Below are 11,621 nucleotides of genomic sequence, written 5' to 3' on the forward strand. Positions count from 1 at the left end.
ATGAACGATAAAACACTCTTTAGATTAGAAGTCGCCGAGAGTAAAAAAAATCAGAATTATGGGCTTGTATCAATTAACACACCTGTTTCATACCGGTTTATAGCAATTGGCTCTATGGGTATTGTATTGCTCATTGTTTTATTTTTAGTGTTCGCTGAATTTGCTGAGAAAATTATTATTTCTGGTTATCTTGATTCTACCAAGGGGATAGCGCGAGTTTATCCAAAAAGAAATGGTGTAATTATTCAAAGCTATCGGCATCAAGGAGACAAAATAAAAAGAGGGCAGAATTTATTTTTGATTGATACGTCTTATACTGGCATATACAAAAGCCATGATCATGAAATATTTAAAAATCTAAAAAAGAATCAGGAATTTATTAAAAAAGAAATTAACTATAAAAATCAATATTTAGATGCCTTAAAAAAACTATTAGAAAAGCACTATATCTCATGGGCAACATACAATGAAAAACAAGAAGAATTGATAGAAATTAAAAATAAGAAAAATCTTATTGAACTCGATATGATTAAGTATCGGCAGGGGAAATCTTATACTATTCGCTCACCCATAGATGGAGTTGTCTCAAGCATTATTTATAAAGAAGGACAGTATACCAATTTGTCTAAACCGTTGGCCAAAATAATGCCAATTGACACTGATTTGGTAGCGGAACTTTTTATTCCAGCGAAAAAAGCCGGATTCTTGAATAAAGAGAATAAAATTATTATTAGATACGATGCCTATCCCTACGAACGGTTTGGAACTTATCAAGCAACAATAAAGGAAATAAGCCAAAGCATTATCACCGATGATGAAGAAGAAAAACCCATACGAATAGGAGAGCCCTATTATAAAATTACTGCTGAATTGGATAAGCAATTTGTTGTCGTTTATGGGGCGGAAAAAAAACTACAGCAGGGAATGACCTTCTCAGCCGTTATCGTTGGTCAAAAAAGAAAAATATGGCAATGGATCTTAGATCCTTTATATAGCTATTATGGAGTGTTATTTTCATGAAGAAGAAAGTTCCTGTATTAAACAGCAGGTCAAAATTACCCATTATTATTCAAAGTGAAATGAGTGAGTGTGGGCACGCCTGTATTGCCATGATAGCTAATTTTTGGGGGCACCACCTTGATTTGTATACCCTTAGAAAAATAAGTCGACCTTCAAATCGTGGTATTAATTTATTGCAAATAAAAGATTTATTGGAAAATTTGGGATTTATGATACGAGGATTGAAAGTTTCACTGGAGGAGTTAAACAAGGTAAAAACACCGGCAATCTTGCATTGGGATATGAATCATTTTGTTGTCCTGAAAAAAGTTAGAAGAAAATCGATCACAATTCATGACCCTGCATTAGGTATTCGACAGTGTTCAATTGAAGAGGTGTCTAACTCGTTTACAGGCATAGCATTAGAGATTGCGAAAGCAAACGATTTTCAGGCTATTAAGAATAAGAGTAAGCTTTCTTTATATGATTTGGTTAAAACAGTTAAAGGGATTAACAATTATATTTTATTCCTGATTTTAATTTCTTTGGCTATTGAATTTTTTAGTTTATTAAATCCTCTCTTTATACAATACGTTACTGATAGTGTAATTATTTCCAGTAACATCAATAATTTATATGTTATTGTCCTTGCTTTTAGTGTATTGATTTTTATTCAAATTTTCACTGAATATATTCGCGGAAGAATGGTAATTTATTTAACAACGAATTTGACAGAGAATTTATCAGCAAATTTAGTTAAACATTTATTAAAACTGCCTTTGGATTTTTTTGAAAAAAGACATAAAGGAGATATTCAATCTAAATGTCAGTCTATCGATCAGATTCAAAGAAAAATTAGTACAGATTTTATTAATACGGTTTTAGATGGATTAGTCATTATAATCAACCTGTTGGTCATGATAATTTATTGTCAGTTACTTGCCAGTATTGTGATTTTTACCCTATTAGTCTATCTGGCTATACGATGTATAACGTACAATAGGGTTAAAAGGCAAACTGAAACATCCATTTATCAGCATGCAAAATCATCGTCTATCTTTCTAGAAACGTTACAAAGTATCTTTTCTATCAAGTCTTTTTTAAAAGAGTCAGTAAGATTCAATATTTGGCGAAATTCATATATTCATTCTTTAAATGCGGATTTTAAAATTGCCAAGATTAATAGTGTTTATAGTATTGTTAGCCAATTGTTGTTTAGTATGGAGCATATTTTAGTTGTGTCGGTAGGCGCGCAACTCATTTTGGTTAATAGATTTTCTATTGGCATGTTAATGGCTTTTCTCTCTTACCGCCTCCTCCTGGTTAATAAGACTTCCTCATTGATTCAAAATATATTTGATTACAAATTAATTTCCATTCAGTTAGAGAGGTTAAGCGATATCTTATTCCATGAACCAGAGGTCATTGGTACCGGGTCAGGACGTGTAGAGGAAATCAAGGGGGCACTTACTTTAAAAAACATTTCTTTTAGATATAACCAAAGTGATCGATATGTTTTGAAAGATATTAACTTAAATGTGGCAGCTGGTGAGAAAATTGCCGTTATTGGTCCTTCTGGTTGTGGTAAATCGACGCTTTTAAAGGTAATGATGGGTTTGCTCAATAAAACTGAAGGTGAAATTTTTATTGATAATCTACCAATCAAAGAGTTTGGATTAAAAAACTATAGGGATTTAATTGCCAGTGTGATGCAGGAGGATTCATTAATCAGTGGTTCAATATTGGATAACATCTCTTTTTTTGATGAAAATGTCGATCTGGAAAGAGTCTATTATGTAGCAAAAATATCCTATATCCACGAAGATATATGCCAATTGCCAATGGGTTATGAAACACTGGTTGGGGGGATAGGATTGGCTCTATCCAGTGGACAAAAACAGCGGTTACTCTTAGCCAGAGCCTTGTATAAAAAGCCTAAAATATTATTTTTGGACGAAGCAACGAGTCATTTGGACTTGGTGAATGAAAAGAGCATTAATAGCTCTTTAAAATCATTAAAAATTACTCAACTTGTCATTGCTCATCGTATAGAAACAATTCAAATGGCTGATCGGGTTATTAATTTAAAAGATATCAATCATTGTTAAGTACGGGACCATACAGTTTTCATAAGTGTATTGCTTATGTGAGTGACGAAACTTTAATTATAAGCCTTTACTGGTATGGGTTTTACTACCGAGATATAGTTCTTCTCAAAGGCAGCCAGCTTATTTTCCAGTTGCTGTTGTAGTCTTGCCTTTTCATTTTTTTCGACAAACTCGAGGCAGGCAGCGCTATTCAAGTCTTTACAAGCAGGGACTGGTTTTGCTGTTGCTGCATCAGCCCATATACTCTCACCAGGTAAAAAACTATAGGTGAGCGCGTTGCGATTAATCATTTTTAGAGTAGGGTAATCAATCCCATGATTTAATACGGCTTGCACATATTGACGGGTAAGATCCGTACGTAGTATGCCCTCATCATCAGTAGATAAAACCACGGGCACTTGGTGGGCTATATAAAACCGTAAAGGATGCTTTTTTCCAGCGATATTAAGGAGTTTTTTGTTAGAAGTGAGGTTGATTTCAACGGCTATCTGTTTGTTTGCCATTGTCTTAAGCAAGGCTTCAGCATTATTTTCAAAAGCGATATCGACACCATGGCCTATGCGTTCGGCATGACCCAAAGTCACTGCTTCATTGATATGAAAACGCAGATCCTCGGGTAAGACTGCTTCGGGAGCTAATTCACCAGCATGCAGGGCAATATGCACCTTAGGATATAACTGATGCATAAACGCAAAAATCTCCATTTGCTTATGATAATTTTGTAAAGAAATAGGTGCAGATTCAGCCTGTACCAAATTAACCCCTACAATTTCTTTAGACTGCGAAGCAGCGGTAAAAGCATTTAAGGCTTGGGAAAATACTTTTTCTGGGGCTTGCTCACGCAAAACATAGTATTGAAATCGAACAGTTAATTGACAAACATCCTGAAAGGGGGCTTTGTCGCAACCCAACTCTTTGCGTGCTTTTTGTAAAAGCTCTTGAGCCACGTCCATGGTATGTTTGACATTTGCCTGAAAGGCTTTGTCAGCAAGTAATTGTTTGCTCGTTGCAGCAAAATTGGCGGGGCTAATGCTCTGAGGAGCGAAGGTCGTTGACTGGGCATTATCAGGCAGAATCATGATTTCTAAATATTGCTCATGCTGGCTTGCTGCCCGTTGCATGATTTCAGCCAAAAGTTGTGGTCGGTAAGCAAAAACAAGCGGCATAAACTTGTAAAAACTAGCAAAAAAATGATCGTGCCCTGATTCTTCCCCCGGTATGAAATCCTTCAATGACCAGGCACGAATCACTCGATTATAGAGAGCGGGTTGCTGTAATAATTCAGCGCTTTTAACGCCGACACAGCGCTCAGTTGTCTTACTGATTCCCAAAGACATTTTATCCAGGCAATAATCTCCCTGGCTGGCCAGAGCGAGCATGGTCTCTGGATAGGCGCCACCAGCGAGGTGATAATGCAATTCACCCCCTTTGGGCATCGCTCTTAGAAAAGCATAAAGGGCATTAGGATCTGTTTTAATGGTTTCAAAGTATTGATAGATGTTTGCATGCACAAAAGCATGGTAACCAAGCAGAATCCAGAGAAAAAATTGTTTGCACAGTCGCATAAAAAACCGGACTAAATTTAGCGAACAGCGATTATCGCATAAATAAGCAGAGAAAGCTTCTTGCTGCCTTTTGTTTGAAATTTGAACTCTCTTGGGGCGCGCTGATGTCGTGCATAAAGCACAGCAGGTAAGTTCCGTGCTACCGGAGAAAGCATGATGGGTAGCCTTGATGGAGCGAAGCGTAATCAAGGTTTATTGGTTTAATAATCGTATTATTGCACATGCTCTACTCACTTGGGTATGGCTGGTTAAACCGAATTGGGTAGGCTGTTTTGGAGAGTGAATACCTTGATTACGCTCCGCTCCATCAAGGCTACGTTCTGCGTTCCGTGCTACCGGAGAAAGCATGGGTAGCCTTGATGGAGCGAAGCGTAATCAAGGTTTATTGGTTCAAGAATCGTATTATTGCACATGCTCTACTCACTTGGTTAGGGATGGTTAAACCGAATTGAGCAGGTTGTTTTGGAGAGTGAATACCTTGATTACGCTAGGCTCCATCAAGACTACTAGCTTTAACTAACATTAGTTAATTTGATCTAAATTCTGTCTTCCCTGCGTAGGCGGGAAACGAAATTCCAACCAAATCCACAAGCAATTTGGGAAATAGATTTCTGCATTCGCGGAAATGACACCCGTTTCGTTTTGCGAAGCTGTAACCGGGGGTAAACTGTTTTTCTCGGATTACAGCTTCACTTAATTTTGGCTAAGGGTTTTTCCCTGGCGATGCCAGTCCGTTATGATCAAATTTAATGGTACAGGCATAACGGCAGGCTGCCTCGCGGGGAACATTTTTTCCATGTTTCGTGATATCAGCATTCGTGTATCGACAAAGAATGCTCGTCCCTTGTCGATACAAATGACCCGCGGCGCCTTCTTCATGAACTTTGGGACCGGTCAGTGAATTATAAAGATGCTTGGCTTGTTTCCCCTGAATCTCCAGGCTGCTAGCGGCCTGGCTATTGAAAGCAAAACAAGCTCCCAGAATCAAAAAGGGGAGTGGTAGACAGGATTTCATACTTTGCTCCTTGCGTAAGTATTCACATGGAGTTATAGCATATTGATTAAAAATGAGCCAGCCATGGCTCGTTATCCCCTCTCTGGCGCACGACAGTTTGCTTAGTCCTCAGTGCTTTGCTTGTCTTGAGAGGCTTTTGCAGTGTCAGTTTTATTTATTAAAGTTTCTTTTCTGGCTAACTCGGTTTTCAATTCTTTGTAGCGGGCACTTAGATCATTGATCACTTCTTTAGGTTGGGCCTTCTCAATTTTGCTAACCAAATCATCGATTGCCTGTTTAAGATTATTAAGCCTCGTGGCCAAGGTTGGTAAAGGTTTCAGTTGATATTTTTCTGTCAGCTGTTGATAGAGCGCTTTTTTTGCTTCTAAAAAGGCAAAAATTTCATGTAATTTTTTGGTCCTTGCCTCAATGTCATGCTCCAGTTCCTCTAACGCGATGTGTGCTTTAGAAATGCGTGTTTTGCGCTCTTTAATTTTATTTTGCTGCAATAATTTTTCATAAGCATGGCTTTTTTGATTTTGCTGGTTAAAAAAGGACTTAGGCATTTTGGCCCTCCTAAAACATCCTATGCGGTTTAGAATCTTCAATCCTGTATAAAATAGGATGGTTATCTTTCTAGCAATGCATAATAATGCTAATTGGAAATTAACATTTATTCAGTATCTTGATATTACTACAAGCGTAAACAACCTCATAAATTTTTTTTGGAAGCCTGTACTTCACCTTATGAGGATTCTTAGCGGCTTGTTTATTATAGATTATAGGCCATACTGGGGATGATTGACCTAAGTCATTTATATCATTCTTTACAGCTTTGCTAGAGTTGGAAAAGAATCCCCAGCTTCTTCAACAAGCTCATAGGGTTGAGTCGTTTCAGGGTTACTCTTTAAGATTAAAGCTTCTTTTATGGCCAGCGCAGCTTTCAATTCCTCATAATGAGAACTTAAATCTGCAATAACTTTTTCTGGTTGGGATGCCTCAAGCTTGCCAAGTAAATCACTAATCGCTTGTCCTAATTTATTAATTCTTAGAGCCAGGCTTGCAGTGGGCTTTTGCTGATACTGTTCAGTTAATTGCTGATAGAGGGCTTGTTTGCTGTCCAGGAAATTAAAAACGCCTTGCAGCTTTTCGCAGCGCTTATCAATGTCTTCCTTCAGTTGCTGCAAGGCTTGATGTGCCTGACGCAGGCGTGTCATACACGTAGTAATTTCATTTTGCTGTAGCAATTTCCCGTAAACAGGAAACCCGTTGCCATTAAAAAATAAATTAGACATTGTTTAATTGACCTATTTCCATTATTAACCGTAAGTTGGCGTAGCCCCATCGGTAGGAATGACAACTCCATCTTGGGGAATTGTAACACCTAACCCTTTTTGTGGAGAAGTAACAAGTGGTTGGTCAGATAAACTTTCCACAAGGATAGCTGCCTTTGACAAGGAAGAATCACCACGCACTACCTCTGTTATATACCCTCGAACAACGTCAAATTCTTCTTCATCCGTATGATTAAATGCTTTTTCCGATTGTTCTTGGTGTTCACCTAATAGTATTTTCTGTTCTTGCTCTTGTTTTTCGCGTAAGGCTTCTTCTGCTTCTTTTTTATCCAAGGCTATAAAGGCTGCTCTAGCATTGGTTTCAAAAGTTTCTTCACTAATACTCTCTTGGTAAATTGATAATTGATGTTCATTCCGCGACAGGTTTGTTGCGCTTGCAACGCCTACAGCCACACCACCCACACCCAATGCAAGGTAGTCTTTTACACCTTCCAGGATGAAGCCTAAGGGCGCGAAAGCCCCGGTAGCAATTAATACTAAATTGACTAGAGTCATTAACGCGAGGAAACCCAAAAAAAGACTGCCAGCGTTTCTGCGTACAAAAGACTGCTGCGAGGCTCGCTCTAAAGCGGGATTAACGGCAATAACATCTTGTCTCTCTTTTTCAAGTCTCTCCAAAAGCGCCTTTCTTGTTTGAAAAGTTTTAGTTTTGCCAGCATTTATCGGAGCGACTTTGTTAGTCAATTCTTCCAGTTCTTCTAATTTTTCGAGACTGACTAACCCATCGGCCAGAAAAACCCCTTCAAACATGTCTTTAACGGCTGCAGATTTCAAAAACGCTAAAAATTCTGGGGCAGCATCGCTACTCTCGACGAATTCTCCTTTATCATCGTCAACTATTTCTTCTGAAGAGAGGAAGAAAGTCGGTCGATCTTTATCCTTTCCCGGGGTGTTACGTGTACTGCTGGCAATCCATAGGGAAGGATCTTCAGTCGAGTAAGTAATGGAAACGCCGCAAAGTATACCCTCGTCATTATAGTAGCCAAAGTCAATTCTACGCATACTTTGGAAGTACGCTTCATATCTTTGTGCTCTATCGCCTTCAGCACCATCCTTACAAAAAATTTCCTGGTTTACCATCAATAAGCTGAGCAGTAATTGATAAGAGGCCGCTGTTAAGTTGCCTTGAGCAAAATCAGTACTAGGGGCATTGACCCAATCACGAACGAAATCATCAACAGTCTTTCCATTAGAGGGAAAGAAATTTGCTCTATTTAGATCCAGAAGTGTCTGGCTAAGATTAGCGCGATAAGGTGATGATGAAATCATCTCCTTTACCACATCGCGAATTTTACCATTCGCACCCCTTGAGGGAAGCGGTTTATACCGGTTATCAAATGTAATTTTTACTACATCGTGCGAAGTTCCAGCGACTTTTTTAACTTTAGGCATTGTATTGTTCCCCTCGATCAATCTGCTTAATATAGCAAATCAACCTTAAGTCAGTATGAAGTAGGACGCACCTACAATAATGGACAGATTATATACATTTCTTTGTTAATTGTCTATTTCTAGCTCTCAAACATGGAGCTCCCTAATTCAGCTTGTAATCTTCATGTCGAAAGCAGAGCTTTGCAATAACCTCTTGAGGCGTTTTTTGAAGACAGGTTAACAATTATTAAGGGATGGTTTAAGTTCTTTAATTCTTACAGCGAGCTCAGGGTAAAGGGTTGTTGATATTGTTTTTTGAGTTGTTGATAAAGTGCTTTTTGCTATCTGGTAAAGAGAAAAAATCCCTTGTCATTTTCACGGTGCGATTCAATGCCTTTCCGGCGAGCCTTTATGCGTGATTGATATGATTAATGCGCGCATTGCGGCGCGCATTAATTGGCATCTCCACTAGAGTGTGAATGTGCTTTGGTCAGTGTTTGTTGGATTAACAACATCTTTTTTGATACCTGGGTTGATCACTACAGGGGAATCAACCGAAGATTCATCTATACCACCGATCAATCGTCTTGCTTCGTCCACTTCATCCTTAGATTTGACTACCAGGCTCAAGTCCTCTTCTACCCCTTTAAAACCAACTAGATCAAGTTCAGAGCCACTGTCGGAGCTATTGCTTAGTCGGCGTTTATCGACTTCAACGTGTTCTTGAACTACATCGCGTACAACGTGCTCTTGAACTACATCGTGTACAACCTGTTCTTGAACTACTACTGGTTTTTCGACCACTTCAACTGGTGGAAGCTTACTCAAATTCTTTTCATAAAGAGTATGAGGTTTTTCGGGATCCTGCCGCGTACCAAGTCCAAAGACACCTAAACCAACCGCTGCAGCAGTAAGGCCTGCCCCTAGAGTTACTGTTCCGGTGGCAACGCCAAGGCCTAATCCTGCTAACCAGCCACCAACCGCCTGAGATACGACCGGGATTGGAGCAAAAGCCAGCACAATACCGGCGGCAAATAAGAGGAAACCGAAAATTTTTGCAGCCATTGAGGTTTTGTTGCCCTCTTTGGTCGCTTTAGCCCAGGCTTCCATTTTCTCTTTGCGGTTTGGCTCTGCAGGTTGAGCATTATCAGGTTTTGCTTTAACCAACGCGGCATAATCTGCTCCCTGATCAGCAAGCATCATTTGACGCAACTGCTCAGAGGAAATTTTAACCGTTGCCCAGTTATATTTTTCCTTTGTGCTTAAAGGTGTCTTACCTGCTTTTATTTGCTCTTCATGCAGCTCGCGAGAATCAATTTTTTTCTGTAAGAAAGGAGATAACTCACCGGCCGCTCCTGTTTTACTGTGTGATTCACCTGTCCTCGTATTGTGTTTGCCTGGAGCACTTGCTTCAACACCAACCATAACTATGTTGGTATCCTGGTGTAAGTACATGTGGCCCCACTCACCAGATTCATCGGGATTTTTACCCAAACCGCCTGAAGCGCCTTCTCGACTGGCTATATGATTTCCACCAATCGCCAAGTTGATTCCAGCATGTTTAGAAGCGCCTACTAGCGCACGGAACGCATCCGAAATAGCGCCTAACAAACCGGATTTAGCTTCTGCTGGACTGCCATTCGCATCTGTGCCGCCAGCGCGATGGGTAGCGAAAGCACGGGTTTTAGCCTGGCTATTGGTGATGAAAGCGTAGAATTGTTGTTGTTCTTCGGCTGACAGAGCACTGACATCAAAGTTAACTCGACCGCCATGAGTTAGGTATTCACCAATCGGATAGGCATCATCTGGCGCTTGGCCATTTACTGTCAAAGTACCTGATTTGATAGCTAATAAAACTCTGCCTAATGCCTTGGAATTTTCGGTAGGATTGCGTAAGGTATCTTCCAATAAAGTGAGTCCATCGCGTGGCATTATTTCAGCCATTTTGGATTTGCCATAAGCAATCAGCTCTTCATCCTCTGCTTCTGGATGTTCTTTTAAATATTGTAAAATTAAATCACCCATCTTTAAAGTTGCATGTTTGTAACTCGCCTCGACATTTTCAAACGAAGGGCTTCCTAGGAAATAGGTCATTAAGTCAGAGTCTTTAAAATTGTCGCGATAAATTCTCTCCATTGCTTCATAAAGCGTGAGGTCGCCATTTTCTGCTTTCAGGATTTCTAAACGTTCACGCAAACGCGCCCCTCGCATTTCTCCACGGGTAGCGGGACGATTCGAAAAAGCAAGGCTTTCATCACTGTCTTTACGTTTGATGGCAAATTTTGCTCTTACCCGCTCATCTTGTTCATTTTTAGCAGGTAAAACAAACTCCATATCTTTGAGTTGTAGACCCTGCATAAACTGGATATCAGCTTCTTCTACGTTCCTATCTAGGATACTGTCTCCCTGATTTTCTAGTTTGTTGTTGAAGAATTGGCGGCTGATTACTGCCAGCATAGGGAAAAACTGCTCATCATTAAAAGGGTTATTTGTAGGCATTTTGCACCTTCACTAATTTAATTTGTTGTATTTAGTATATCGCAATAACCTTATGGGAAAATTAAGGGCTAATTTTTGCTCCAAAATGTATGCGTTATAGTTTTTATCTCATTTAGTATCATACCATTCTGATACCTGCTCTGCCCTGTTTTGCCTTCCACACGACGACCCTAAATCGCTTTTTAACTGGGTTCGCAAACCCTACTTTAAAGCGCGAAGGGTAGATGTTTTTTCTACTACCACTTTGGCTTTATTGCGTCGTGGACGTCGAGTTCACCAGCCGTTGTCAGCTCTCTTATAGTTAATAAGACTTCTTTTCTAGCCAACTCTAATTTCAATGCTTCATAATTGGCACTTAAATCGGCTATCACTTTGGCTGGTTCAGTTGCTTCCATATTAGCCAGCATATCTGTAATGGCTTTTTGAAGCTTTTCAATGCGGCCTGCCAGTGAAGTTGAAGGTTGATTTTGATATCGCGCTGTTAATTGTTCATAAAGCGCTTGTTTCTCATCCAGGAATTCATAGATACCTTGCAATTTTTGGCAACGGTTATCAATGTCTTGTTTTAGGCGCTTTAAAGCCTGATGGGCTTCATTGATACGCGCTTTGCATAGGGTAATTTCGGTTTGCAGCTGTTTACCTGTATACACCGGTCGTTGTACATTTTTTCCAAAAAAATTTGACATCTTTAATTTACCTCAATCAGAGCATGAAAGGGGTCATTCCAGCG

General features: G+C 39.5%; 9 protein-coding genes. 2 read left to right on the forward strand and 7 right to left on the reverse strand.

What is annotated here, in order from left to right; translation table 11 throughout:
* Together DYC89_RS03320 and DYC89_RS03325 are read left to right on the forward strand one after the other, a co-directional pair.
* Complete coding sequence (locus DYC89_RS03320; protein ID WP_115220487.1) at positions 1 to 1,020, forward strand: HlyD family secretion protein; 1,020 nt, start codon at positions 1 to 3, stop codon at positions 1,018 to 1,020.
* Complete coding sequence (locus DYC89_RS03325) at positions 1,017 to 3,107, forward strand: peptidase domain-containing ABC transporter (protein WP_115220488.1); 2,091 nt, start codon at positions 1,017 to 1,019, stop codon at positions 3,105 to 3,107. The genes DYC89_RS03320 and DYC89_RS03325 overlap by 4 nt, the downstream gene beginning before the upstream one ends.
* Positions 3,108 to 3,160: 53 nt before the next feature.
* Here DYC89_RS03325 and DYC89_RS03330 read toward each other — a convergent pair whose 3' ends face one another.
* From DYC89_RS03330 to DYC89_RS03360, 7 genes are all read right to left on the reverse strand, one after another.
* Positions 3,161 to 4,672 carry an adenosine deaminase family protein gene (locus DYC89_RS03330; RefSeq protein ID WP_115220489.1) on the reverse strand — a complete coding sequence of 504 codons (1,512 nt, stop codon included), beginning with the start codon at positions 4,670 to 4,672 and terminating at the stop codon, positions 3,161 to 3,163.
* A gap of 703 nt (positions 4,673 to 5,375) precedes the next feature.
* A complete protein-coding gene (locus tag DYC89_RS03335; RefSeq protein WP_115220490.1) occupies positions 5,376 to 5,687 on the reverse strand; it encodes a hypothetical protein in 312 nt (103 codons plus the stop codon).
* A gap of 101 nt (positions 5,688 to 5,788) precedes the next feature.
* On the reverse strand, positions 5,789 to 6,232 hold the full coding sequence (locus DYC89_RS03340; RefSeq protein ID WP_115220491.1) for a hypothetical protein: 444 nt from the start codon (positions 6,230 to 6,232) through the stop codon (positions 5,789 to 5,791).
* A 261-nt stretch (positions 6,233 to 6,493) separates the two neighbouring features.
* Complete coding sequence (locus DYC89_RS03345; protein ID WP_115220492.1) at positions 6,494 to 6,961, reverse strand: hypothetical protein; 468 nt, start codon at positions 6,959 to 6,961, stop codon at positions 6,494 to 6,496.
* Positions 6,962 to 6,985: 24 nt separating this feature from the next.
* Positions 6,986 to 8,413 (reverse strand): hypothetical protein, encoded by a 1,428-nt coding sequence (locus DYC89_RS03350; protein WP_115220493.1) that lies wholly within the window; start codon positions 8,411 to 8,413, stop codon positions 6,986 to 6,988.
* Between the two features lie 447 nt (positions 8,414 to 8,860).
* Positions 8,861 to 10,891, reverse strand: a complete 2,031-nt coding sequence (locus DYC89_RS03355) for a hypothetical protein (protein WP_115220494.1) — start codon at positions 10,889 to 10,891, stop codon at positions 8,861 to 8,863.
* Between the two features lie 236 nt (positions 10,892 to 11,127).
* Positions 11,128 to 11,577, reverse strand: a complete 450-nt coding sequence (locus DYC89_RS03360; protein WP_115220495.1) for a hypothetical protein — start codon at positions 11,575 to 11,577, stop codon at positions 11,128 to 11,130.
* Between the last annotated feature and the right edge of the window lie 44 nt (positions 11,578 to 11,621).

It is taken from the genome of Legionella donaldsonii (genome assembly GCF_900452385.1).
GTDB classification, from domain to species: domain Bacteria; phylum Pseudomonadota; class Gammaproteobacteria; order Legionellales; family Legionellaceae; genus Tatlockia; species Tatlockia donaldsonii.